The organism is Blastococcus sp. TF02A-26, assembly GCF_003319125.1.
Lineage (GTDB): Bacteria > Actinomycetota > Actinomycetes > Mycobacteriales > Geodermatophilaceae > Trujillonella.
Map to the genome: position 1 here is coordinate 49,541 of NZ_QOHG01000009.1, position 23,431 is coordinate 72,971.

26 protein-coding genes are annotated in these 23,431 nt (G+C 74.0%); 15 read left to right on the forward strand and 11 right to left on the reverse strand.

The annotated features are described in order from the left end of the window. The first annotated feature begins 114 nt into the window (after positions 1–114). Positions 115–1,539 (forward strand): MFS transporter, encoded by a 1,425-nt coding sequence (locus DQ240_RS11875; protein ID WP_113839821.1) that lies wholly within the window; start codon positions 115–117, stop codon positions 1,537–1,539. 46 nt (positions 1,540–1,585) lie between these two features. On the opposite strand, the gene DQ240_RS11880 is transcribed toward DQ240_RS11875, so the two are convergent. Beyond that, the gene (locus tag DQ240_RS11880; protein WP_113839822.1) at positions 1,586–2,044 is read right to left on the reverse strand and encodes a hypothetical protein; all 459 of its coding nucleotides are present in this window, start codon (positions 2,042–2,044) and stop codon (positions 1,586–1,588) included. Between the two features lie 176 nt (positions 2,045–2,220). Here DQ240_RS11880 and DQ240_RS11885 point away from each other — a divergent pair, with 176 nt between their 5' ends. Beyond that, on the forward strand, positions 2,221–2,826 hold the full coding sequence (locus DQ240_RS11885) for a hypothetical protein (protein ID WP_233498658.1): 606 nt from the start codon (positions 2,221–2,223) through the stop codon (positions 2,824–2,826). A 118-nt stretch (positions 2,827–2,944) separates the two neighbouring features. Here the strand turns inward: DQ240_RS11885 and DQ240_RS11890 are convergent, their stop codons facing one another. Next, positions 2,945–3,562, reverse strand: coding sequence for a TasA family protein (locus tag DQ240_RS11890; RefSeq protein ID WP_113839823.1), 618 nt, complete (start codon positions 3,560–3,562; stop codon positions 2,945–2,947). A 151-nt stretch (positions 3,563–3,713) separates the two neighbouring features. Here DQ240_RS11890 and DQ240_RS11895 point away from each other — a divergent pair, with 151 nt between their 5' ends. Together DQ240_RS11895 and DQ240_RS11900 are read left to right on the forward strand one after the other, a co-directional pair. Further along, on the forward strand, positions 3,714–4,628 hold the full coding sequence (locus DQ240_RS11895; protein WP_113839824.1) for a DUF1028 domain-containing protein: 915 nt from the start codon (positions 3,714–3,716) through the stop codon (positions 4,626–4,628). Positions 4,629–4,651: 23 nt separating this feature from the next. Further along, on the forward strand, positions 4,652–5,152 hold the full coding sequence (locus tag DQ240_RS11900) for a hypothetical protein (protein WP_113839825.1): 501 nt from the start codon (positions 4,652–4,654) through the stop codon (positions 5,150–5,152). 22 nt (positions 5,153–5,174) lie between these two features. On the opposite strand, the gene DQ240_RS11905 is transcribed toward DQ240_RS11900, so the two are convergent. Both DQ240_RS11905 and DQ240_RS11910 read right to left on the reverse strand, forming a co-directional pair. After that, positions 5,175–5,717 carry a PaaI family thioesterase gene (locus DQ240_RS11905; protein WP_113839826.1) on the reverse strand — a complete coding sequence of 181 codons (543 nt, stop codon included), beginning with the start codon at positions 5,715–5,717 and terminating at the stop codon, positions 5,175–5,177. Continuing rightward, positions 5,707–6,213 (reverse strand): helix-turn-helix domain-containing protein, encoded by a 507-nt coding sequence (locus DQ240_RS11910; RefSeq protein WP_233498659.1) that lies wholly within the window; start codon positions 6,211–6,213, stop codon positions 5,707–5,709. Before DQ240_RS11910 ends, DQ240_RS11905 begins: the two co-directional genes overlap by 11 nt. Positions 6,214–6,291: 78 nt before the next feature. Between DQ240_RS11910 and DQ240_RS11915 the strand changes: the two genes are divergently transcribed. After that, positions 6,292–7,491 (forward strand): thiolase family protein, encoded by a 1,200-nt coding sequence (locus DQ240_RS11915; RefSeq protein ID WP_113839828.1) that lies wholly within the window; start codon positions 6,292–6,294, stop codon positions 7,489–7,491. 152 nt (positions 7,492–7,643) lie between these two features. Here the strand turns inward: DQ240_RS11915 and DQ240_RS11920 are convergent, their stop codons facing one another. The 3 genes from DQ240_RS11920 to DQ240_RS11930 form a co-directional block, all read right to left on the reverse strand. After that, on the reverse strand, positions 7,644–8,417 hold the full coding sequence (locus DQ240_RS11920; RefSeq protein ID WP_113839949.1) for a succinate dehydrogenase/fumarate reductase iron-sulfur subunit: 774 nt from the start codon (positions 8,415–8,417) through the stop codon (positions 7,644–7,646). A 76-nt stretch (positions 8,418–8,493) separates the two neighbouring features. Next, a complete protein-coding gene (locus DQ240_RS11925; protein ID WP_113839829.1) occupies positions 8,494–10,440 on the reverse strand; it encodes a fumarate reductase/succinate dehydrogenase flavoprotein subunit in 1,947 nt (648 codons plus the stop codon). Positions 10,441–10,452: 12 nt separating this feature from the next. Then, positions 10,453–11,154: a succinate dehydrogenase cytochrome b subunit gene (locus DQ240_RS11930; protein ID WP_233498661.1), complete on the reverse strand. Its 702-nt coding sequence runs from the start codon at positions 11,152–11,154 to the stop codon at positions 10,453–10,455. 184 nt (positions 11,155–11,338) lie between these two features. Between DQ240_RS11930 and DQ240_RS11935 the strand changes: the two genes are divergently transcribed. Next, the gene (locus DQ240_RS11935; RefSeq protein ID WP_113839831.1) at positions 11,339–11,947 is read left to right on the forward strand and encodes a sulfite oxidase-like oxidoreductase; all 609 of its coding nucleotides are present in this window, start codon (positions 11,339–11,341) and stop codon (positions 11,945–11,947) included. Continuing rightward, entirely contained in the window at positions 11,940–12,671 is a 732-nt protein-coding gene (locus tag DQ240_RS11940; protein WP_233498662.1) for an FAD-binding oxidoreductase, read from the forward strand. Before DQ240_RS11935 ends, DQ240_RS11940 begins: the two co-directional genes overlap by 8 nt. Here DQ240_RS11940 and DQ240_RS11945 read toward each other — a convergent pair. Continuing rightward, positions 12,668–14,110 (reverse strand): M1 family metallopeptidase, encoded by a 1,443-nt coding sequence (locus DQ240_RS11945; RefSeq protein ID WP_113839833.1) that lies wholly within the window; start codon positions 14,108–14,110, stop codon positions 12,668–12,670. The genes DQ240_RS11940 and DQ240_RS11945 overlap by 4 nt on opposite strands. A gap of 108 nt (positions 14,111–14,218) precedes the next feature. Here DQ240_RS11945 and DQ240_RS11950 point away from each other — a divergent pair, with 108 nt between their 5' ends. Continuing rightward, positions 14,219–14,737 (forward strand): GNAT family N-acetyltransferase, encoded by a 519-nt coding sequence (locus DQ240_RS11950; RefSeq protein ID WP_113839834.1) that lies wholly within the window; start codon positions 14,219–14,221, stop codon positions 14,735–14,737. A 40-nt stretch (positions 14,738–14,777) separates the two neighbouring features. Here the strand turns inward: DQ240_RS11950 and DQ240_RS11955 are convergent, their stop codons facing one another. Continuing rightward, entirely contained in the window at positions 14,778–16,898 is a 2,121-nt protein-coding gene (locus DQ240_RS11955) for a catalase (RefSeq protein WP_113839835.1), read from the reverse strand. A 133-nt stretch (positions 16,899–17,031) separates the two neighbouring features. Between DQ240_RS11955 and DQ240_RS11960 the strand changes: the two genes are divergently transcribed. The 3 genes from DQ240_RS11960 to DQ240_RS11970 are packed head-to-tail and all read left to right on the forward strand — an operon-like array spanning position 17,032 to position 19,526. After that, positions 17,032–17,847: a formate/nitrite transporter family protein gene (locus DQ240_RS11960; protein WP_233498663.1), complete on the forward strand. Its 816-nt coding sequence runs from the start codon at positions 17,032–17,034 to the stop codon at positions 17,845–17,847. 48 nt (positions 17,848–17,895) lie between these two features. Then, complete coding sequence (locus tag DQ240_RS11965) at positions 17,896–18,798, forward strand: ABC transporter ATP-binding protein (RefSeq protein WP_113839837.1); 903 nt, start codon at positions 17,896–17,898, stop codon at positions 18,796–18,798. Then, a complete protein-coding gene (locus tag DQ240_RS11970) occupies positions 18,795–19,526 on the forward strand; it encodes a hypothetical protein (RefSeq protein ID WP_113839838.1) in 732 nt (243 codons plus the stop codon). Before DQ240_RS11965 ends, DQ240_RS11970 begins: the two co-directional genes overlap by 4 nt. Here DQ240_RS11970 and DQ240_RS11975 read toward each other — a convergent pair. Continuing rightward, positions 19,523–20,677 carry a serine hydrolase gene (locus DQ240_RS11975; RefSeq protein ID WP_158548657.1) on the reverse strand — a complete coding sequence of 385 codons (1,155 nt, stop codon included), beginning with the start codon at positions 20,675–20,677 and terminating at the stop codon, positions 19,523–19,525. The genes DQ240_RS11970 and DQ240_RS11975 overlap by 4 nt on opposite strands. A gap of 83 nt (positions 20,678–20,760) precedes the next feature. On the opposite strand from DQ240_RS11975, the gene DQ240_RS11980 reads away from it, so the two are divergent. After that, positions 20,761–21,111, forward strand: coding sequence for an iron chaperone (locus DQ240_RS11980; protein ID WP_233498664.1), 351 nt, complete (start codon positions 20,761–20,763; stop codon positions 21,109–21,111). 4 nt (positions 21,112–21,115) lie between these two features. Here DQ240_RS11980 and DQ240_RS11985 read toward each other — a convergent pair whose 3' ends face one another. After that, positions 21,116–21,661: a DUF1990 family protein gene (locus DQ240_RS11985; RefSeq protein ID WP_113839840.1), complete on the reverse strand. Its 546-nt coding sequence runs from the start codon at positions 21,659–21,661 to the stop codon at positions 21,116–21,118. A gap of 27 nt (positions 21,662–21,688) precedes the next feature. Here DQ240_RS11985 and DQ240_RS11990 point away from each other — a divergent pair, with 27 nt between their 5' ends. The 3 genes from DQ240_RS11990 to DQ240_RS12000 are packed head-to-tail and all read left to right on the forward strand — an operon-like array spanning position 21,689 to position 23,429. Then, positions 21,689–22,552, forward strand: coding sequence for a HipA family kinase (locus DQ240_RS11990; RefSeq protein ID WP_233498665.1), 864 nt, complete (start codon positions 21,689–21,691; stop codon positions 22,550–22,552). Continuing rightward, positions 22,549–22,941: a DUF3037 domain-containing protein gene (locus tag DQ240_RS11995; RefSeq protein WP_113839842.1), complete on the forward strand. Its 393-nt coding sequence runs from the start codon at positions 22,549–22,551 to the stop codon at positions 22,939–22,941. The genes DQ240_RS11990 and DQ240_RS11995 overlap by 4 nt, the downstream gene beginning before the upstream one ends. A gap of 2 nt (positions 22,942–22,943) precedes the next feature. After that, on the forward strand, positions 22,944–23,429 hold the full coding sequence (locus DQ240_RS12000) for a DUF3995 domain-containing protein (RefSeq protein WP_113839843.1): 486 nt from the start codon (positions 22,944–22,946) through the stop codon (positions 23,427–23,429). The last annotated feature ends 2 nt before the right edge of the window (positions 23,430–23,431 follow it).

Sequence of the window (23,431 nt, forward strand, 5' to 3'; positions counted from 1 at the left end):
TGTCAACGGCGTTGACTGCGTCGGCAGTAGTTGCTCCGAGCAACGAATGAGGATCCCCGGCAGTGCCGCCGGCGTGACCCCAGCACCGTTCCGCAGCGCCCCGGGAGCTCCCGCATGACCACCCAGACCCTCGCCGTCCCCACCCGCGCCGCCGAACCGCCCGTCCGCACCTGGCCGTGGCTGCTGTTCGTCGGACTCGGCGCGCTGGTCGTCTCGCTCGCCCAGTCCCTGCTCATCCCCGTGCTGGCCACCCTGCCGGCGACGCTGGACGCATCGGCCGACGCCGTGCAGTGGCTGCTGACCTCGACGCTGCTCGTCGCCGCCGTCTCGGTGCCGCTCTTCGGGCGGCTGGGCGACATGTTCGGCGCCCGGCGGATGCTGCTCGTGGCGATCGGCGCGCTCGTCGTCGGCTCGCTGATCACCGCGACGACCAGCGAGGTCGCGCTGCTGATCGTCGGCCGCGGGATCCAGGGCATCTCGACCGCGGCCATCCCGCTGGGCATCAGCCTGCTCAGCCGGCTGCTGCCGCGGGAGCGGGCGGGAGGGGCGATCGCGCTGATCAGCGCCATGCTCGGCGTCGGTGGCGCGCTCGGCCTGCCCTTCGCCGGCATCATCGCCGAGCACTTCGACTTCCACGCGCTGTTCTGGATCTCCGGCGCGGTCGCCGCGGTGGCGTTCGTCGGCATCCTGCTCGTCGTCCCGGAGGCCCCCGGCCGGACCGGTGGGCGGGTCGACGTCGTCGGCGCGGTCCTGCTGGCCGGCGCCCTCGTCTCGCTGCTGCTGCCGCTGGCGGAGGGCTCGGACTGGGGCTGGGGCTCCGGCACGGTGATCGGCCTGTTCGTGCTCTCCGCCGCGCTCCTGGCCGTCTTCGGCTGGTCGCAGACGCGTGTCGGCAACCCACTGGTCGACCTGACGGCGATGCGCCGGCGGCCCATCGTGCTGACCAACCTGGCGTCGCTGCTCTTCGGCTTCGCGATGTTCGCCTCGCTGATCGGCACCGCCTCCTACGTGCAGGCGCCGGAGGCCAGCGGCTACGGGTTCGGGACCTCGATCGTCGTCGGCGGCCTGGCGATGCTCCCGGGTGGTCTCGCGATGCTCGTGTTCGCGCCGGTCTCCGCGCGGCTCGTCGCCTGGCGGGGCGCCCACCAGGTGCTGGCGCTCGGCGGCGTCATCGTGGCCGCCGGCTGGCTGGTGCGGATCGTCTTCACCGGATCGCTGACCCAGGTCATCGTGGGCGCGACGGTGGTCGGTATCGGCAGCAGCATCGGCTACGCGTCCATGCCGGCGCTGATCAACGAGTACAGCCCGCGGGCCGAGATCGCGGCCGCCAACGGGGTCAACTCGCTGCTGCGGGCCATCGGCAGTTCCCTGGCCAGCGCGGTCGGCGGGAGCATCCTCGCGGCGAGCACCATCTCGCTCGGCGCGTTCGCCCTGCCGTCGCTCACCGCCTACCGGGTGCTGTTCGTCATCTGCGGCTGCGCAGCGTTGCTGGCCGCGGCCGCTGCGCTGTGCATCCCCGGTCGCGCTCCCCGCGACTGAGACGGCCGGGCCCGGCGCCCGCGGGGCGGGCGCCGGGGATCCGCGGTCAGCTGGTGCGCTCGGTGGCGGGGTCGTCCGCGCTGCGCTCGGTGTAGGCCGAGAAGGTCTGCGCGACGGGGTCCTCGTCCTCGGCGGCCAGGTTCACCGGCACCGGTCCCGCCGTGTTCCCCGGGTCGTCGGTCGCCGGGTCGTCCCCCGAGCGCCCGCGCATGGCCGAGAACGTCTGGACGACGACCTCCTCGTCGTCCTCCATGGGGAAGGACCCGGTGACGGCGGGGCCGGGAGCCGCAGGGGTGCTGCCGCCGGCCTTCTGCACCAGCCCGTCGACCGTGTCCTGCAGCGGCGCCGGCAGGCTGTCGCGGACCTTGCCGACCGCCTCCTGCACCTGGGGCTTCTCGGCCAGGCGGCCGGCCGCCTGCTGGATCTGCTCGTACCGTCCGTGTCCCGCCCGGGACCCCAGCACGTAGCCGATCCCCAGTCCGAGTGCCAACGAGAACTTGCCCATGGGTCGCTCCCTCTCCTCCGGCCCGCGTTCGGCGGGTCCGTCCCGGTGGTGCCTGCGGAGGCCCCTACCCGCGGAGTCGCAGGTGAACCCGCTGGACCGAGGCGCGCCGGGCCTCTCCGGCCGCCCCCGGACGGCAGGATGGCCGGGCCCACCGCGACGTCGACAGGAGCACTGCCGTGACCCAGCCCCCCGCCGCGATGGTGGTGCCCCGCTTCCTCGTGAAGCAGCGGATCACCGTCATGGTCAACCGCTACGAGGTGCTCGCCGCGAACCCCGACGGCAGCGAGGGCCCGCTGCTGGCGCTGGCCGAGCAGAAGCGGTTGAAGCTCAAGGAGGAGGTGGTCTTCTACGCCGACGCGGACAAGCGGCGGAAGGTCTTCTCGTTCAAGGCGCGCCAGCGGCTCGACGTGGCTGCCCAGCACGACGTGTTCGACGAGTACGGCGTCGCGATCGGCGCGTTCAGCAAGCGGTTCGGCGCCAGCCTCCTCCGCTCCACCTGGGAGCTCGCGGCGCCCGGGCTGCAGGCGCTCGGACGGGAGCGTCGTCCGGTCATCGCCGTCCTGCGCCGCGTCTGGGGCTGGATCCCGTACCTGGGCAACGTCTGGGTGCCCTTCGTCTTCCACTTCGACTTCGTCGACACCGCGACCGGCGCTCCGGTGATGACCAGCGAGCGGCGCAAGGCGGTGCGGGACCGCTACGAGGTGACCGTGCAGGACCCGCGGCTGGACTTCCGCGTGGCGGCCGCGATGGCGGTGGCGCTGGACGCGCTCCAGAGCCGCTGACCCCACGGGCGCGTACGCGCCGACGCCCCCCGCTCCCGGGTCAGGGGGAGCGGGGGGCGTGGGGTCGACCTGCCCCCTCCGTCGACACCCCGCGGTCGGCGGGGCGGGGGCGGCCGGGTCAGCGAGCGGTGCCGTCGGCCTGGACGCCGGTGAAGGTCAGCCCGAGCGTCGCGCTCTTGTCCTGGAAGCCGTTGCCGGCCGAGTTCGGCAGGGACAGGGAGAAGACGAGGTGGTCGACCCCGTCCGGCTGCAGGCTCGCGACGCCGGCCAGCGGCGCGTCCATGACGGCGCGGCCCGAGTACAGGGTCGTCACGCTGCCCGAGCAGCTGTAGGTCGGCGCCGCGGCGGTACCCCCCTGCGTCCACGGCACGGAGCAGTCGCGCACGGACAGCTGGAGACCGTCGACGGCGTCGCTGGTCAGGACGTTCGCGGTGGTGGCCCGCGAAGCCAGGCTGACCCGGCCCAGCGGCGAGGTGCCGTCGTTGACCAGGTCCACGGCGCGGGTCATCGAGTCGCCGGGCACGAAGTTCGCCGTCGTCGCCGGGACGGTGGCGCCCCGCTGGCTGACGTCGATCGACACGGTCCCGGTCGAGAGGTTCGTCGAGATCGGGGTGGTGCTGTCGGTGAACGTGCCGAACGTGCCCAGGCCGGCCACGGCGGCGGCCGCGGCCACGACGCCCAGCGAGCCGAGCACCTGGGTGCGGCGGCGGGCGACGACGTTGCGGGAAGACGTCATCAGGAGTTCCTCCGGTCGGTTCGCGGCGGGCTGTTCCGCCGACAGGGAGGACTCTCGGCCCCCAACCGCAGGCCGCCCGCCGTGCTCCCGCAAGGTCTCCGCAAGACCGGGGCGTGTTTGCCGGGGCGGCCCGACCGGGCAGGCGGGACGCGTGACCTACTCGATCGTCGCCCGCGACACGACGACCGGCGAGATGGGTGTCGCCACCCAGTCGCAGGCGTTCGCCGTCGGCAGCAGCGTGCCCTTCGCCCTCCCCGGTCAGGGCGTCATCGCCAGCCAGTCGATGGCCGAGCCGATGTACGGGCAGATCGGGCTGGACCTCCTGCGCGGGGGGTTCACCGCCCAGGAGGTGCTCACCGCCCTGCGCAGCGTGGATCCCCATCCGGAGCGCCGTCAGGTCGCGGTGCTGCACGTCTCCGGTGACCTGGCCGTCTACACCGGTGACAACTGCGTCGCCGGTGCCGGGCACCAGGTGGGCGAGGGCTGCGTGGCGCTGGCCAACATGGTCTCCTCGCCGGAGGTGTGGGAGTCGATGGTCGCCACGTTCGAGACCTCCCAGGGTGCGCTGGCGCAGCGGCTGCTGCTGGCGCTGCACGCGGGCGAGGATGCGGGCGGGGACGTCCGGGGACGGCGGTCGGCGGCCGTCTTCGTCGTCCGTGCCACCCCCACCGGCCGGCCCTGGCACGACACCGTGGTGGACCTGCGCGTCGACGACTCCGACGACCCGGTCGCCGAGCTCGACCAGCTCGTCGTCCGGCTGGCCCGCTACCAGGACGTCGTCCGCGCGTTCCAGCAGGCCATCGGCGGCGACCCGGTGACCGCCGACCGCGTGCTCGAGGAGCTGCGGCTGCCGGATCCGCACTCGGAGCCCGACCACGTGCTGTGGCGCGCCGTGGTGGCGGGCCTGGCCGGGCGGGAGGACGCCGCCCGTGCCCTGCTGACCGAGCTGGCCGACGTCGCGCCGCAGTTCGTCGAGGTCGGCCGCCGCTTCGGCGACGCCGGTCTGGTGGACCCCGACCTGCTGTCGCGGATACTGCCCGGCGTGCCGGCGCCGACCGCCGGGTGAGCACCAGGACGGAGTGGGCGCCCGTGCGCAGGGTCGCACTCGTCGGGATCTCGCTCGTCCTGCTCTCGACCGGCTGCACGGAGGACGACGAGGCCGCGGAGGCGGCGCCGAGCGAGGCGCCGCCGGCCGCGACGGAGGGGCGCCCCCTCACCTTCGGGGCGACGCACGTGGCCGTCGACGGCCTGGAGGTGACGGCCGGGGAGCCGCGGTCCTTCACCCCGTCGGCGACGGCGGCCGTGCCGGAGCCGCCGCCGGCGCACTACGTGGTGCTCGACCTCAGACTCGAGAACGGTTCCTCGCGGCCGGTGAGCACGTCCCAGTTCGTCGTCACGCTGTCGAGCGGCGGCCGGGAGCAGGAACAGGTCTTCGACACGGTGGGTGGCGCCCCCGGCGACCTCGCCGGGATCCTGCCGCCCGGCTCCGGGACCGAGGTCCTCCTCGCGTTCGGCGCCGACGACCCGGCCGATCTCGAACTGCGCGTCCACCGCGAGGACGGGACCGACCCCTGGGTCTTCAGCACGTGAGGGCGCGGGGAGGCTGCCGGTCTCAGCCGGGGATCGGGAAGACCAGCAGGGAGCTGGAGGCCGTGGCCACGCTGCGTCCGGCGGCGTCGACCACCTCGCCCTCCGCGAAGGCCACCCGCCGGCCCGGCTTGACCACCCGGCCCACCGCGCGCAGCGGACCGCTGTCGGCGGTGACCGCGCGCAGGTAGGTGACCTTGAGCTCGATCGAGGTGTATCCGGTCCCCCGGGGCAGCGTGGAGTGGACGGCGCACCCGGCCACGGTGTCCAGCAGCGTGCACACCAGCCCACCGTGGACGACGCCGATCGGGTTGTAGACCGACTCGTCGACCAGGCAGGAGAACTCGACCCGGCCCTCCTCGACGGCGACCAGGTCCATCTGCACCAGCGGGACGATCGGCGGCGGGGGCAGCACGCCGTCCCGCAGCGCCTCGAGCGTCTCCAACCCGGAGCGCTCCAGGGCGCCGGCGGCGGTGAGCATCGGGTCGTACCAGGTGACGGTGCGCGAGCGCGGCTCGCCCCACGCGGCGGGTGCCGGCGCGATCTCCGGAGACAGGTCAGTGCTCATGGTCGTGGTCCTCGTCGGCGGGCAGGCCGGACAGCGCCCGGCCGGCGGGGGTGAGCTCTCGGGTGACCCGGGACCCGGTCGCCGGCTCGCCGCAGGTGCGGCAGATCCACTCCGCGTCGATGGCGTGCTCCGGATGCCCCGCGGGGGCGTGCTTGAGGCGCAGCGGTGGCTCGGCCGCGACCCACTTGTCGCCCCACTGCAGCAGGGCCTGCAGCACCGGCAGGAGGTCGCGGCCGGCCGCGGTCAGGTGGTAGCCCGACCGCGGCGGGGAGTCGCTGTAGGGGCGCTTCTCCAGCACGCCGGCGGTGACCAGCGCGTTGAGCCGCGCGGTCAGCCGGTCGCGCGGGGCGCCGGTGCCACGGGCGATGTCGCTGAACCGGTGGTTGCCCCAGGCGACCTCGCGGATGACGAGCAAGGACCACCGCTCGCCGACCAGCTCGAGGGAGCCGGCGATGGAGCAGGCGTCGCGGGGGAGGGGGAACGGAACGGCGGTCACCGCCATAGGTTTGCATGTCAAACCGACGCGCGCTAGTTTTCCCGCTGTCAGTTGGGAAATCGAACCGAGGAGTCCGTCATGCGTGACGCGGTGATCGTGGAGGCCGTCCGCACTCCGGTCGGCAAGGGCAAGCCCGGCGGATCGCTGTCCGGCGTGCACCCCGCCGACCTGCTGGCCGGTGTGCTGGAGAGCCTGGTCGAGCGCGCGGGCATCGACCCGGGTCTCGTCGACGACGTGATCGTCGGCTGTGTGTCGCAGGCCGGCGAGCAGGCCGCCAACATCGCCCGACGGGCCGCCCTCGGAGCCGGCTTCTCGGAGCACGTCCCGGCGACGACCGTGGACCGCCAGTGCGGCAGCAGCCAGCAGGCGGTGCACTTCGCCGCCCAGGGCGTCGTCTCCGGGGCGTACGACGTCGTGGTGGTCGGCGCGGTGGAGTCGATGAGCCGGGTGCGGATGGGCAGCGCTGCCCAGGGCGCCGAGGACGTGATGGGGGAGCGGTACGCCGCGCGCTACCCCGACGGCGGCGTGAGCCAGGGGGTGGCGGCGGAGCTGATCGCGGCGAAGTGGGGGCTGTCCCGCTCCCAGCTGGACGGCTACGCCGCGCGAAGCCACGCACGGGCGGCCGAGGCCTGGCGCACCGGCCTGTTCGCCGACCAGGTGGTCCCGGTCAAGGCGCGGCAGGCCGACGGGTCGCTCGCCCTGGTCACCACGGACGAGACGGTGCGGCCGGGCACGGACGTCGAGACGCTCGCGGGTCTGCGTCCGGCCTTCGCCGACGACGCCGTCGCCGCCCGCTTCCCGCAGATCACCGAGTGGCGGGTGACCCCCGGCAACAGCAGCCCGCTCAACGACGGTGCCGCCGCGCTGCTGGTCACCACCAGCGAGAAGGCGCGGGAGCTCGGTCTCCGGCCGCTCGCGCGCGTGCACACCACGACCGTCGTCGGGGACGACCCGCTGATGATGCTCACCGCGGTCATCCCGGCGACGCAGAAGGTGCTGCGTCGCGCCGGGCTCTCCATCGAGGACATCGACCTGTTCGAGGTCAACGAGGCGTTCGCCTCCGTCGTCCTCGCCTGGCAGGCCGAGACGGGCGTGACCACCGACAAGGTCAACGTGCACGGCGGGGGGATCTCGATCGGCCACCCGCTGGGCGCCAGCGGCGCGCGGATCATGACCACGCTCGTCGACGCGCTGCACCGGCGCGGTGCCCGCTACGGCCTGCAGACGATGTGCGAGGCCGGCGGTCTGGCCAACGCCACCATCCTCGAGCGCCTCTGACTCCGCCCTCCGAGGCATGGGTACCGATACCCCCGTCTGGAACCCCGGAGGCGCCGGTATCGGTACCCATGCCCAGGGGCCGCCGCCCCCGACGACGACGGAGGGCGGGGACCCCGTGCGGGTCCCCGCCCTCCGGCGGTGCTGGCGTTACCTCAGCTCTTGGGGCGAGCTCCCGCGCGCAGGGCGCCGAGCAGGTCGTGGTTGAGCCGGGAGATGGTCTCCATCGAGATGCCCTTCGGGCACGCCGCGGAGCACTCGCCGATGTTGGTGCAACCGCCGAAGCCCTCGCGGTCCTGCTGCGCCACCATGTTCACCACCCGGTCGTCGCGCTCGGGCTGGCCCTGCGGCAGCAGCCCGAGGTGGGTGACCTTGGCGGCGGTGAACAGCATCGACGAGGCGTTCGGGCACGCGGCGACGCAGGCGCCGCAGCCGATGCAGGTGGCGGCGTCGAAGGCGTTGTCGGCGTCCTTCTTCGGCACCGGCGTCGCGTGCGCCTCGGGCGCGGTCCCGGTCGGCACGCTGATGTAGCCGCCGGCCTGGATGATCCGGTCGAACGCCCGCCGGTCGACGGCGAGGTCCTTGATCACCGGGAACGCCGTCGCACGCCACGGCTCGACGTCGATCGTGTCGCCGTCCTTGAACGACCGCATGTGCAGCTGGCAGGTGGTGGTCTGCACCGCGCCGTCGTGCATGCCGTTGCCGTGCGCACGCCCGTTGATCATGACGCCGCACATGCCGCAGATGCCCTCGCGGCAGTCGTGGTCGAAGGCGACCGGGTCCTGCCCCTCCATGATCAGTTGCTCGTTGAGCACGTCGAGCATCTCGAGGAAGGACATGTCCGGCGAGACGTCGTCCAGCCGGTAGCTGACCATCTTGCCGGGGGAGGCGGCGTTCTCCTGGCGCCAGACCCGCAGCGTGATCCGCATGGTGCGCTCCTCGTGGGGCGCGGTGGCGGCCCGGGGGCCGTCCTCAGTCATCGTCATCGCTGGCTCCGCTGGTTCGTCACTTGTAAGAGCGCTGGGCGAGGTGGACGTACTCGTAGTTGAGGTCCTCGCGGTGCAGCACCGGGCCGGTGCCCTGCGGCGTCCACTCCCAGGCCGCCACGTAGGCGAAGTTCTCGTCGTCGCGCAGCGCCTCGCCCTCGGGGGTCTGGCTCTCGGCCCGGAAGTGCCCGCCGCAGCTCTCGCGGCGGTGCAGGGCGTCGATGCACATGAGCTCGGCCAGCTCGATGAAGTCGGCCACCCGGCCGGCGTGCTCGAGGTTCTGGTTGAACGAGCCCCAGGTGCCGAGCACCTTCACGTTGCTCCAGAACTCCTGGCGGATCTCCTGGATGCGGTCGATGGCCTTGCGCAGCCCCTCGTCCGTGCGCTCCATGCCGCAGTAGTCCCACATCAGCTGGCCCAGCTCCCGGTGGAAGGAGGCCACGCTGCGGGTGCCCTGGATCGACAGCAGCTGGTGGATCTGGTCGGTGACGCCCTGGACGGCCTCCTGCGCCGCCGGGTGGCTGTCGTCGACCTCGGGGAAGGGCCCGTCGGCGAGGTACTCGGTGATGGTCGACGGGAGCACGAAGTAGCCGTCGGCCAGACCCTGCATCAGGGCGCTGGCGCCGAGCCGGTTGGCGCCGTGGTCGGAGAAGTTGGCCTCACCGATCACGAACATGCCGGGGATCGTCGACTGCAGGTCGTAGTCGACCCACAGACCGCCCATCGTGTAGTGGACGGCGGGGTAGATCCGCATCGGCGTCGCGTAGGGGTCCTCGCCCGTGATCTGGGCGTACATGTCGAAGAGGTTGCCGTACTTGGCCTCGACGGCCGGGCGGCCCAGCCGCTGGATCGCCTCGGCGAAGTCCAGGTAGACACCCAGCCCGCCGGGGCCGACGCCGCGGCCCTCGTCGCAGACGTTCTTGGCCGCCCGCGACGCGATGTCGCGGGGGACCAGGTTGCCGAACGCCGGGTAGCGCCGCTCGAGGAAGTAGTCGCGCTCGTCCTCGGGGATCTGCCGCGGGTCGCGGGTGTCACCGCGCTCCTTGGGCACCCACACGCGGCCGTCGTTGCGCAGCGACTCGCTCATCAGCGTGAGCTTCGACTGGTACTCGCCGTGCACCGGGATGCAGGTCGGGTGGATCTGCGTGTAGCAGGGGTTGGCCATGTAGGCGCCCCGCTTGTGCGCCCGCCAGATCGCCGTGGCGTTGGAGCCCTTGGCGTTCGTCGACAGGTAGAAGACGTTGCCGTACCCGCCCGTGGCCAGGACGACGGCGTCGGCGTAGTGCGTGCTCAGTTCGCCGGTGACCAGGTCGCGGGCGACGATGCCGCGGGCGCGGCCGTCGACGACGATCAGGTCGAGCATCTCGGTCCGGGCGTGCTGCTCCACGTTGCCGAGCGCCATCTGCCGCTCGAGGGCCTGGTAGGCGCCGTAGAGCAGCTGCTGGCCCGTCTGGCCGCGGGCGTAGAAGGTGCGCGAGACCTGCGTGCCACCGAAGGAGCGGTTGTCGAGCAGGCCGCCGTACTCGCGGGCGAAGGGCACGCCCTGGGCGACCGCCTGGTCGATGATGTTGACGCTGACCTCGGCGAGGCGGTGCACGTTGTTCTCGCGGGCGCGGAAGTCGCCGCCCTTGACCGTGTCGTAGAACAACCGGTGCACGCTGTCGCCGTCGTTGCGGTAGTTCTTGGCGGCGTTGATGCCGCCCTGCGCGGCGACGCTGTGGGCGCGGCGGGGGCTGTCCTGGTACCAGAAGGACTTCACCTTGTAGCCGGCCTCGCCGAGCGTGGCGGCGGCGGAGCCGCCGGCCAGGCCGGTGCCGACGACGATGATCGTCATCTTGCGGCGGTTGGCCGGGTTGACCAGGCGGCCGCGGAAGCGTCGCTCGCTCCAGCGCTCGCCGATCGGGACGTCCGTGGGCGCCTTGGTGTCGGCGATCGGGTCGCCGACGCTGAAGAGGTCGAGAGGCATGCCAGAGGATCCTTACTCGATGATGCCGAAGAGGACGGCGAAGGGCGTGAGCAGGAAGCCGAGGGTCAGGACCGTCGCGATCGCCGTGGCGGCGTAGTTGACGGTCACCTCCCGGCGCCGGTTGCTCTGGCCCAGCGTCTGCGTGGCGCTCCAGATGCCGTGCCGCAGGTGCATGCCGACCAGGACGACCGCGATCGTGTAGAAGGCGACGGACACCGGGTTGGAGAAGCTCGCGATCACCCGGCCGAACGGCGAGGAGTCGTCGCTGTTCACCGTGCCCCAGGTGAGGTCGAGCAGGTGCCAGATGACGAAGGCGGCGATGATCACGCCGCCCCAGCGCATCGTCCGTGAGGCGTAGCTCTGCGCGTTGGCCTTCTTGGTCACGTAGCCCTGCGGGCGGGCCCGCTTGGCCTGGCGCCACAGCGAGACCGCGGCCCAGATGTGCGCGGCCACCGCGACCAGCAGGACGATCCGGATGATCCACAGCGCGGTCGCGCCCGGCAGGGCCGGGTTGCCGATGGTGCGGAGCCACTCGGAGTAGTGGTTGAACTCCTCGGCCCCCGCGAAGGCCTTGAGGTTCCCGATCATGTGCGCGATCAGGTACAGCACCAGGATGATGCCGCTGACCGCCATGACCACCTTCTTGAAGACCGAGCTGGTCTTCGCGGCCTTGGGCGCCCTGCGCTGGCCGGACTGCGTCGTCACCGTCACCACGAGCACGAAGGTAGGACCATGGCCCCTTTGCGGCCAGGTAAACACACGGTGACTCAGCTCATGTAAGGCTCCCCTAATCCCCGTTCCAGGCGGCGGAACGGTCCGCCGGTGTCCGAATCGTGACCTCCCCGTCAGTGGGAAGCTGGGGTCGCGCCGACGCGCGCACGACGAGAGGACGACGACCGTGGCAGGACCCACCCGCGGCTTCCTGGGCCGCCGCCGGGAGCGCGACCCGCGGCTGCCCCCCGGCCAGTACGACGCCGGCACCGACTGGCCGGTGCTCACCGCCGAGCCGACTCCGCGGATCACCCCCGAGACGTGGAGCATCACCGTCGACGGCCGGGTCGAGCAGCCCACCACCTGGAGCTGGGACGAGGCGCACGCGCTGCCCCGCTCGGAGTACCGCGGCGACATCCACTGCGTCACGACGTGGTCGAAGTTCGGCACCTGGTTCGCCGGCATCAGCGTCGACAGCCTGCTCGACGTCGCCCGCCCCACCGCCGAGGCGGCCTACGTCATGGCCGGGTCCAAGACCGGCTACACGACCAACCTCCCGCTGGCCGACGTCACCGGCGGCAAGGCGTGGATCGTCTGGGAGTACGAGGGCGGCCCGCTGCCGATCGAGCACGGCGGCCCGGTCCGGCTGCTCGTGCCGCACCTCTACTTCTGGAAGAGCGCGAAGTGGATCACCCGGCTGACGCTGATGCAGCGCGACCAGCCCGGCTTCTGGGAGCAGAACGGCTACCACGACCGTGGGGACCCGTGGCTCGAGCAGCGCTACCAGGGTGACTGAGCCGATGCTGGGCGCCGGCCGGCGCGCCCCGGCCGGCGGCTGGCGGACGGCGACCGTGCGGGAGGTCGACCGGCCGACGCCGCGCACCGTGCGGCTGCGCCTCGAGGTCCCCGACCGGCTCGACCACCTCGCCGGCCAGCACTACGTCGTCCGGCTGACCGCCGAGGACGGCTACCGCGCGCAGCGGTCGTACTCGCTGGCGTCGTCCCCGGGCGACCCGCTGGTCGAGCTGCTCGTGGAGCGGCTGGACGACGGCGAGGTGTCCTCCTACCTGGCCGACGTCGTCGAGGTCGGCGACGAGCTCCAGGTGCGCGGGCCGATCGGCGGCTGGTTCGTGTGGGAGGGCGACGCCCCGGCGCTGCTGGTCGGTGGCGGCACCGGCGTCGTCCCGTTCGTGTCGATGCTGCGCACCGCGGCCGAGCTGGGCCGGACGGAGCTGCTGCGGGTCGCCGTCTCCACCCGCACCCGGGCCGAGCTGCCGTACCTGGCCGAGCTCGAGGCGGCCGGGGCGGTGGTGCTCACGACGCGGGAGCCCTCGGGCATCCGGCCGGCGGGGCGGCTGACCGCCGCGGACCTCGTGCCGCTGTGGGAGCCCGGGCAGGACGTCTTCGTCTGCGGGTCGACGCCGTTCGCGGAGTCGGCGACGCGGGTGCTGACCGGGCTCGGCGTGCCGGAGCCGGCCATCCGGGTCGAGCGTTTCGGCCCCAGCGGCACCTCGGGTTAGCCGAGGCTCTCCGGCCTGCCCTCGCCGAGCCACTCCGCGAACAGGTCGTCCAGGTCCTGTCCGGAGACCTCCTCGGCGAGGGCGACGAAGTCCTCGGTGGTGACCGCCTGTCCGGCCTCGGCGCCGAACCACTCCTGGAGGAGCTCGGCGAAGTCGTCCTCGCCCAGTGCGGTGCGGACGGCGTGCAGGGTCATCGCGCCGCGCTGGTAGACGGCGGAGGAGAACAGCCGGTCGGTGTCCGGGCCGGGGTCCCCGATCGGGATCTGCCAGAAGCTGCTGCCGGCGGGCCGGGCGGCCAGCCGGTCGAACTCCTCCTGCGCGGTCGACGTCCCTTCCTCCTCGGCCCACAGCCACTCGGCGTAGGTCGCGAAGCCCTCGTTGAGCCAGATGTGCTGCCAGGCGCCGACGCGCACGCTGTCGCCGGCCCACTGGTGCGCCAGCTCGTGCACCACCACCGCCTCGGCGGAGGCCGCGTCGGTGAAGAAGGCCGGCGCGTAGACCGGGCGGGTCTGGGTCTCGAGCGCGAAGCCCATGTCCGGGACGTCGTCGACGATGCCGCCGGCCTGGTCGAACGGATACGGCCCGAACCACTCCGCGAGGAAGGCGAGCACCTCGGGCTGGCGGGAGAACGCGGCGTCGGCGGTGCTCCCGAGGGTCTCCGAGCCCGCGGCCTCCTGGTCGTCCAGCGCGGGGTCGACGGCGTCGACGTAGCCGATGCCGCCCTCCTCGTACTCGTCGAGCCGGAACTCGCCGACCGCGAGGGTCACCAGGTACGGGGCCATCGGCTGGTCGGCGGCCCACCGCCAGGTGGTCCAGCCGTCCTCGGTGGTGGAGCCGAGCAGCGCGCCGTTCGAGACGGCCTCCAGCCCCTCCGGCACGGCGATGGACACCTCCACGGTGGCGGCGTCGGCGGGGTGGTCGTTGACCGGGAACCAGGCGGCGGCGGAGTCGGGCTGGCCGACGGCGAGGGCGCCGTCCCCCGTCTGCAGGAACCCGGAGTCCCCCAGCCCGTCGTCCAGCGACTCCGGGACGCCGGCGTAGGTCACGACGGTGGTGAAGCCGTCGCCCTCGCCGAGGGGGAGCGCGGGGGTGACGGTCAGCTCGCCCTCGTCCCGGTCGGTCGCCGCGTCCTCGCCGTCGACCGTCACCGACGAGACCTCCAGACCCACGAGGTCGAGGTTGAACGCCGAGAGGGTCTGCGTGGCCGTGGCGACCACGGTGGCCGTGCCCTCCAGGGTGTCGGACTCCGGGTCGAAGCGGAGCTCCAGCGCGTAGCTCTCGACGTCGTAGCCGCCGTTGCCGTCGAGCGGGTAGTAGGGGTCGCCGTAGCCGTCGGCCCCGGGGACCGCCGCGGTGGCCGAGCCCGCGACCTCGGAGGTGCAGCTGCCCAGCAGCACGACCGTGAGGAGCGCCGCCGCTCGGGTCCGGCCTCGTGTCACGTGAGGTCCTCGTCTGTCGGTCCGGCCGTCGGAGCGTGCCGCACCCCGGTGCGCGGTGCCCAGGGGGGCGCGCGCGGTGCGGTCAACGGCGGACGGGAGAATCGGTGCATGCCGTCCGCCGAGGTCACCGCGTCCACCCGGGTGGACGACGGCCTCCGCGCCATCCTCCTCCAGGTCTGGACCGACGTCACGAACGCCGGTGGTGCGGTGGGCTTCGTCGCCCCGGTCACGCCGGACGTCGTGGCCCCCGTCCTCGACGCGCTCGTGGAGCGGGTGCACGCGGGCAGCCAGACCCTGTGCCTGCTCCGGGTGGACGGCGAGGTGGCGGGCTTCGCCGTCCTCTCCACCTCCGTGAGCCCGCTCCGCCGGCACTGGGCGACCGTGCTGCGGGTGCAGGTACACCCCTCCCGCCAGGGGCAGGGGCTGGGACGGGTGCTGATGGCCGGCGTGCACGACGTCGCCCGCGCGCGGGGGCTCGAGTTCCTGCACCTGACGGTGCGCGGCGGCTACGGGCTCGAGGGCTTCTACGAGCGGCTGGGGTACGAGGTCTTCGGCCGGATGCCCGGCGCCATCCGGATCGCCCCCGGCGACGACCGTGACGAGGTCCTGCTGATCCACCGCCTGTGACGCGGGGAGGGCGCGGCGTGGCAGCCCTCCCCGCGCCGGCTCAGGCGGCCGGTGCCGGCGGGACCACGTTGTTGGTGACCAGCGGGGTGCGGTCCCAGGCGCGGTGCATGCCCAGGGCCGCGACGGTCTCCGCCGCCATGGCCGCGTTGGCGCTCGGGCCGGTGATGACGCCGGGCGCCTCCGGGTCGATGCCGGCGGCGCGCAGCACCTCCACGCCGTCTCCCCAGGCGCCGATGCCCTTCAGGTGGCGGAACGCCTCCTGGAGCATCGTGACGGCGCGGAAGTCGCCGTCCTTCGGTGCGCCGTCGGCGACGACAATCGCGTCGAACTCGATCGACCGGCCGGTGGCGAAGGTGCGCTCGACGATCTCGACGTCCGAGCCGTCGACCAGCTGGCCGCCGTGCGGGGCGATGACCCGCAGCAGCGCGCCCTCGGCCGCGAGGGCCTTGCGCAGCTCGGCGATGCCCTTCAGGTCCGCACCCGGGCCGGCGACGACGCCGACGATCCGGCCGGCGATGGGGAAGGGCTCGGGCCTGATCTGGCGCAGCGCGGGGGAGAGGACGCCGGGCTCCACCGGCTCGGGCGCCGGGGCGGGCAGGCCGAGGCCGGCGGCGACCTGCACGCACAGGTCGGCGTCGATCTTGGCGAGCACCGTCAGTGCCCGCTCCTTGATGGACTGCTCGTACACCTTGCCGAGCTCGAAGGTGTACGCGTCGGCGATGTGCTGCTGCTCGATGCCGGTCAGGCTGGCGTAGAACATCGCCGCCTGCGAGTAGTGGTCGTCGAACGAGACGTGGCTCTCCCGGACGACCTCGCCCGCGACCGGGCGGGGCACCTCGACGTAGCCGCCGTCGGCCCAGTCGGCCGGGACGGGGCTCGCGTCGTCGACCGAGTTCGGGAGGTACGGCGCCTGACCCTCGTGGACGGCGTCCTGGTGGAAGCCGTCGCGCAGGTTGTCGTTGAGCGGGGCGTGGCTGCGGTTGATCGGGATCTGCCGCCAGTTCGGGCCGCCGAGGCGGGTCAGCTGGGTGTCGAGGTAGGAGAAGTTCCGCCCCTGCAGCAGTGGGTCGTTGGTGAACTCGATGCCGGGGACGACGTGGTTGGTGTTGAACGCCACCTGCTCGGTCTCGGCGAAGTAGTTCGTCGGGTTGCCGTCGAGCACGAGCTTGCCGATCGGCTGCACCGGCGCGAGCTCCTCCGGCACGATCTTGGTCGAGTCGAGCAGGTCGATGCCCTCGAACACCTGGTCGGGGGTGTCCGGGAAGACCTGCACGCCGAGCTCCCACTCGGGGAAGGCGCCGTTCTCGATGGCGTCGGCGAGGTCGCGGCGGTGGAAGTCGGGGTCGAACCCGGCGGCCAGCTGCGCCTCCTCCCAGGTCAGGGAGTGCACGCCCAGCGCCGGCTTCCAGTGGAACTTGACCAGGCAGGTCTCCCGGTCGGCGTTCACCAGCCGGAAGGTGTGGACGCCGAAGCCCTCCATCGTCCGGTAGCTGCGCGGGATGCCCCGGTCGCTCATGTTCCAGATCGTGTGGTGGGTCGCCTCGGTGTGGAGGGTGACGAAGTCCCAGAAGGTGTCGTGGGCCGACTGGGCCTGCGGGATCTCCCGGTCGGGGTGCGGCTTGCCGGCGTGGATGACGTCGGGGAACTTGATCGCGTCCTGGATGAAGAAGACCGGGATGTTGTTGCCGACCAGGTCCCAGACGCCCTCCTTCGTGTAGAACTTCGTCGCGAACCCGCGGGTGTCGCGCACGGTGTCGGCCGACCCGCGCGAGCCCAGCACCGTGCTGAAGCGCACGAAGACCGGCGTCTCCAGGCCCTTCTCGGCCATCACGGCCGCCCGGGTGAGCTTCCCGGCGGTGCCGTAGGCGGTGAAGACGCCGTGCGCGCCCGCGCCGCGGGCGTGGACCACGCGCTCCGGGATCCGCTCGTGGTCGAAGGCGTTGATCTTCTCGCGGAGGTGGAAGTCCTGGAGGAGGACGGGGCCGCGCCGGCCCGCCTTCAGCGAGTGGTCGGTGTCGGGGAGCCGCACCCCCGTGCCCGAGGTGAGGAAGGCCCCGGCCTGCGCGCGGGGGTCCCGGCCCTCACGCGGACCCTCGTAGGTCACCCCGGTCGGGCTGACCGTGGTGGGGGCTGACTGGTCGGGCTGGCGTGCGGGGGGCATGGCTTCTCCAGGTGGTCGTCGTCGGCTCCGACGTCCTGCCGCTACCCGGTGGATGCCGGCGGAACCTGCGCGTCCCTGCAGGTGGGACGGCGCGGCGCGGTGTCGTCGGCCCGCCCGCGGGTACGGGCCCGCGGTGGTCAGCGCACGCGAGGAGCTCGGGGAGACCGACGCCCCGGTGGAGGACGAGGTCGCCCAGGCCTTCGACCGGATCGTCGACCAGGGCGCCCAGCGGCTGCACCGCTCGTGGCGCGAGGTGCTCACGACCGGCTTCGCCGGCGGTCTCGAGGTGGGTGCGGGCGTGGTCGCCCTGCTGGCCGTCTACGCCGAGACCGGCAGCCACCTGCTGGCCGGGCTGGCGTTCTCGGTCGGCTTCATCGCGCTCATGCTGGCCCGCAGCGAGCTGTTCACCGAGGGCTTCCTCGTCCCGGTCACGGCCGTCGTCGCCAGGCGGGCCGGCGTCGCGCAGCTGGGGAAGCTGTGGGCCGGCACGCTGGTCGCGAACCTGGCCGGCGGGTGGATCGTCATGTGGCTGGTCGTGCACGCGCTGCCCGACCTCGGGGCGACCGCGGTCGAGTCGTCCCTGACCTTTGTCGACGCGCCGCTGGACCTCCGGTCGGTGTGCCTGGCGCTGCTGGCCGGCGCCTTCATCACCCTGATGACCCGGATGCAGCACGGCGCCGACTCCGAGGCCGGCAAGCTCGCCGCCGCGGTCGTGGGCGCGTTCCTCCTCGCCGGGCTGGTGCTCTTCCACAGCATCCTGGACTCGCTGATCGTCTTCGGCGCCATCCACGCCGGCGGACCGCTGGGCTACGGCGACTGGCTGGCCTGGTTCTGGTACACGACCCTGCTCAACGTCGCCGGCGGGCTGTTCGTGGTCACGTTCTTGCGGCTGCTGCGGAGCAAGGAGCTCATCCAGCAGGAGCGGGCCGAGGTGCGGCGCGGCGACTGACCGCCGCGCCTTCCCCGCAGCGCCGGGCGGGATCGCCATGATCGCCGTGTGATCGAGCTCGACGGGCTGACGAAGGTCTTCGGGGACCGCGTCGCCGTCGACGACCTCACCGTCCGGGTGCGGCCCGGCCGGGTGACCGGCTTCCTCGGTCCGAACGGCTCGGGCAAGACGACCACGATGCGCTGCGTGCTGGGCCTGGCCCGGCCCACCGCGGGGACGGCCACCGTGCTCGGCGTCCCCTATCGGCGGCTGTGGCGGCCCCTGACCCGGGTCGGGGCGCTGGTCGACCCGCGCGCCCGCCACCCCGGCCGCACCGCCTACGCGCACCTGCTGGCACTGGCCCGCTCCAACGGGCTCTCCCGCGCCCGCGTGACCGAGGTGGTCGACCTGGTCGGGCTGGAGGCGGTGGCCCACGACCGGGTCGGCGGGTTCTCTCTCGGCATGGGGCAGCGGTTGGGCATCGCCGCGGCGCTGCTGGGCGATCCGGAGGTGCTGCTGCTCGACGAGCCGGTCAACGGCCTGGACCCCGAGGGCATCCGGTGGGTGCGCGAGCTGCTGCGCGCGTTGGCCGCCGAGGGGCGCACCGTGCTGGTGTCCAGCCACCTGATGAGCGAGATGGAGGACACCGCCGACCACCTCGTCGTCGTCGGCCGGGGCCGGCTGCTCGCCGACGTGCCGATGGCCGAGCTGCTCGGGGCGTCGGCCGCCGTCCGGGTGCGCAGCCCGCAGGCGCCCCTGCTGGCCGCCGCCCTGCGGCGGGCCGGCGCCGCGGTGACGCTCGAGCTCGACGGCGCGCTGCGGGTCGAGGGCATGGACCCGGCCCGGGTCGGGGACGCCGCGTTCGCCACGGGCGTCCCGGTGCACGAGCTGACCCGGGTGGTCGCCTCGCTGGAGGCCGCCTACCTCGAGCTCACCGGCGGCGAGGTCGAGTTCCGGGCCGGTCTGCCGTGACCGGGCTGCTGTCGAGCGGGTGGATCCGGCTGCGGTCGGTCCGGTCCACCTGGTGGTGCACCGCCGTGTACGTCGTCGTCGCTGCGGGCTTCGGGTGGCTCGCCGCGGCCGGGACGCCGACGTCGTCGCGGGCCGACGTCGCCGTCGAGGTCGCCCTCACCGGGTTCGGCTTCGCACAGCTGGCACTGGTCGTGCTCGGCGTGCTCTCGGTGAGCGCCGAGTTCGGCACCGGCAGCGCGGTCTCGGCGCTGGTCGCGGTGCCCCGGCGGACGTCCTGGCTGGCCGCGACCACCGCCGTCGTCGCCGGCTGGGCGGCGCTGCTCACCGCGCTGGTCGCGCTCGGATGCGCCGTCGCCGCGCGGGCGCTGATCGCGGTGCCCGGCGGGGTGTCCCCGACCGACCCCGTCGTGCTGCGGGAGCTCGGCCTCCAGGTGGCCGGCGCGGTGCTGGTCACCGTGCTGGGCGTGGGGCTCGGCGCGGTGCTGCGGGCGACGGCCGGCGGGGTCGGGTTGGGCATCGCCCTGGTGTTCGTGCTGCCACCGGCGCTCGCCGTGGCCGGGAGCCGGTGGGCGGAGCGGGGCTCGCAGGCGCTGCCGGCGCTGCGGGTCGGCCAGGAGTCGTTCCTGGCGGTGGACACGACCTGGCCGGTCGGCCTGGCGGTCACCGGGGCGTGGGCGGCCGGCGCGTGGGCCCTCGGCGCGCTGCTGCTGGAGCGGCGCGACTTCTAACGGCCGAAGGCCGCCGCCCGGAACGCGTCGAACAGCGGCGGCGGCTGCGGCGAGGCCCACATCTGGTTGGTCAGCAGCACCGCCGTCGTCCCGGGAACGGGGTCGGTCCACCAGGAGCTCCCCAGGCCACCGTCCCAGCCGAAGGAGCCCGCCGACCGGCCACCGGGTTCGTCGGTGCGGCGGACGCCGATGCCCAGGCCCCAGCCGCCGCCCTCGTCGTCGACCGGGCCCACCTGCTCGGTGAGCATCGCCGTCACGGTCGGCCCGGCGAGCACCCGCGATCCGTCGGCGGCCCGGCCCCCGGCGCGGAGCATCGCGGCGAACCGCGCCAGGTCGTCGACCGTGGAGACGAGTCCGTCGCCGCCGTCGGGAAAGGCCGGAGGCCGAGCCCACTGGCCGTCGGCCGGGTCGTAGCAGTCGCGCCGGCCGTCCTCGCCCGGCGGCGTCCAGTGCGGGCCCCACCGGTCGCGCGCGTGATCGGGGACGCCGAAGCCGGTGTCGCGCATGCCGAGCGGCTCCAGCACCCGCTCGGCGAGGACCTCGGGCAGCGGCCGGCCCGTGGCGCGTGCCACCAGGACGCCGAGCACGCTGGCGCCCAGGTGGTACAGCCACCGCTCGCCCGGCTGGTACGCCAGCGGCACGGTGGCCACGAGCCGCAGCCACTCGTCGGGCGGCGGCGCGGCCTGCGGCTGCGGCGGCCCGGCGGGGAGCCCGGTCGCGGCCAGGGCCGCGAGAGTCGGGGTCGGCCAGGAGGTCGCGGTGAAGTCGATGCCCAGGCCGAGGCGGAACGTGAGCACGTCGCGGACGCTGATCGGCCGGCGCGCGGGCACCGTGCCGGCCGAGGCGTCGGCCGGGTCGGCCAGGACGACGCGGTCGGCCAGTTCCGGCAGCAGCCGGTCGACCGGCTCGTCGAGGGTGAGGGTGCCGTCGTCGACCAGGGTCAGGGCCGCGGCGGCCACCACCGGCTTGGTCGTCGAGGCGATCCGGAAGACGTCGTCGGGCCGCACGGCGTCGTCCCCGCCGGGGGTGTGGGTGCCGGCGGATCCCCGGGCGACCTCGGCGCCCCGAGACACCGCCCAGGCCGCGCCGGGCACCTGCCCCTCGGCCACCGCGGCGGTCACGACCGCCCCGACGTCCTCCGCCAGCCCCACGCCGCCTCCTCCGTCGCCGGTCCTCTGGTAGGACGGCCCGCAGCCGCGGAACTCACCGCCGCCGTGCCGACCCAGGAGGCGCCGTGTCCGCACCGTCGACCGTCGAGGAGTACCTCGCGGCGCTGCCCGACCAGGCCCGTGGCGTGCTGGGCGAGGTGCGCGCCGCCGTGCTGCGCGGGATGCCGGGGGCGACCGAGACCGTCCGCTACGGCATGCCGGCCGCGATGCTCGGGCACCGGTACGGCCTGCACTTCGCCGCCTGGAAGAAGCACGCAGCGCTCTACCCGGTGCCGGTGCTCGACGGCGACCTCGAGGCGGAGGTGGCGCCGTACCGGTCGGGCAAGGACGCCGTCCACCTGCGCTACGGGCAGCCGGTGCCGGTGGACCTGGTCGAGCGCATCGCGGCCGCCGTCGCCGTCCGTCGCGGCGGCTGAGGGCTCACCCCCGGGCGGCGCCCCGGAAGGCGGCCAGGTAGCGCTTCGTGGCCAGCGACTGCATGCCCCAGGCGAACGGACCGGCCAGCCGGGCGGCGGGGGAGGCCAGCCGGGAGAAGACCCGCAGCGTCACGGTCACCTCGCCGGTCGGCGAGATCCGCACGAGGAAGGCCTCCTCGCCGCTCTCGGGGTGGCCGGGCAGGGTGCCGTAGGCGAAGCCGCGCTCGTCCCCCTCGGTGCGCGCCCACACGACCCGGCAGGGGATGTCGAAGCCCAGCCGGTCCAGCCCGGCGGTGAGGACGACGACCGTGCCCGGCTCGGTGGCCGGTCCGGTGGCGCGCACCCGCAGACCGACGCTGTGCTGCGCCCGCCACCCGAACACCGCAGCGACGCAGCGGTCGAACACCGCGCGTCCGCTGCCCACCGGGAGCACGTGCTCGGAGTGCCGGTAGCCGGCCGGCAGGTCCGGCTCCGCGGTGGCGCCGATCTCCGCGTAGGTGAACGGGACATCGGTCAGGTCGGCCGGGGTGACGGCGCGCAGGAGTCCCACACCGTCGAGTGTGCCCCGACGACTAGGTTGACCAGCACTGTGCTGCCCGCCGTCACCGCCACCCGCTACGTCACCCCGCTGCGCGAGGGTGGCTCGCTGCCGGGGCTCATGGAGGCCGACGACCTGGGCACCTACGTCGTCAAGTGGCGGGCCGCGGGGCAGGGCGTGCGCGTCCTGGTCGCCGAGGTGGTGTGCGGGGAGCTGGCCCGGGCGCTGGGCCTGCCGGTCCCCGCCCTCGTCACCGTCGACGTGGCACCCGAGCTGGCGGTGGGGGAGCCCGACGTCGAGGTGCAGGAGCTGCTGCAGCGCTCGGCCGGGGTGAACCTCGGGCTGGACTACCTGCCCGGCGCGCTGGACTTCGAGGCCGGCGTGGGCGAGGTCGACGCCGCGCTGGCCGGCCGCGTCCTGTGGTTCGACGCGCTCATCGGCAACGTCGACCGGTCCTGGCGCAACCCCAACATGCTGTTCTGGCACGGCCGGCTGCAGCTCATCGACCACGGCGCCGCGCTCACGTTCCACCACAACTGGCCCGGCGCCCCGGCCGCCGTCGCCCGCCCGTACGACGCCGCCCAGCACGCGCTGGTCGAGTGCTCGCCGGACGTCCGCGCCGCTGACGCCGACCTGGCCCCGCGGGTGACCCGGCCGGTGCTGGAGCGGGTCCTGGACCAGGTGCCGGACGAGTGGCTGGACGAGCCGGACCAGTCGCCCGACGAGACGCGGCGCCGCTACGTCGACCAGTTGCTGGCGCGGCTGGCCGCGCGGGACGCCTGGGTGCCCGGCCTGGTGACCGCGGCGGCGTCGGGCGGGGCCGGCCGGAAGCGCCCGCGGGTGGGGCAGAACCGCCCGGCCTGGCTCGGACCGCCGCCCCCTGAGGGGATGACCCAACGGTGAAGCGGGACACCTTCGAGTACGCCGTCCTGCGGGTGGTGCCGCGCGTGGAGCGCGGGGAGTTCCTCAACGCCGGGGTGATCGTCTACAGCCGGCAGCGGGACTACCTCGGCGTGCGGCTGCACCTGGACCCCGAGCGACTGCGGGCGCTGGACCCGACCGCCGACGCCGAGGCGATCGCCGGCGCGCTGCAGGCGGTCGCCGACGTGTGCGCCGCCGACGGCGCCTCGGGTGCGGCCGGCCGTGAGGCGATGGGGTCGCGGTTCCGGTGGCTGACCGCGCCCCGCAGCACCGTGGTCCAGACCGGGCCGGTGCACACGGGGCTCACCGCGGATCCCGAGGCGGAGGCCGACCGGCTGCTGCGCCTGCTGGTCCTGCCGGTCACCGAGTAGCCGTGACCTCCGGCCGTCTGCTCCCCGTGGCGGCCTGGGGCGCCGCCGTCCTCGCGGCCGGGCACGCGGCCTGGAGCGTCTACTGGACGGCGGGCGGCACCGCGCTGCTCGACACCGTCGGCGGCTCGGTCGAGGAGGCCGCGCGCCGGGGCGGTGCCGCGGCCGTGGCGGTCGGTGCGGTCACGGTGGCCCTGAAGCTGGTCGGCGTGCTGCTGGCGCTCGCGCTGGTCCGGCCGTGGGGCGAGCGGCTGCCGCGGCGGCTGCTCGAGCGCGTCGCGACGGGGGCCGGGGCGCTGCTCGCGCTGTACGGCGGGGTCCTCGTCGTCGTGGGGGCGGTCGCCCTCACCGGCGCCGTGGGGGAGCCGGCCGATCCGCGCGCCCTGCGCTGGCACGTGCTGCTGTGGGACCCGTGGTTCCTGCTGTGGGGCCTGTTCCTGACGACCGCCGCAGTGGTCCACCGCCGCGGGGCCGGTACACCGGACAGGTGAAC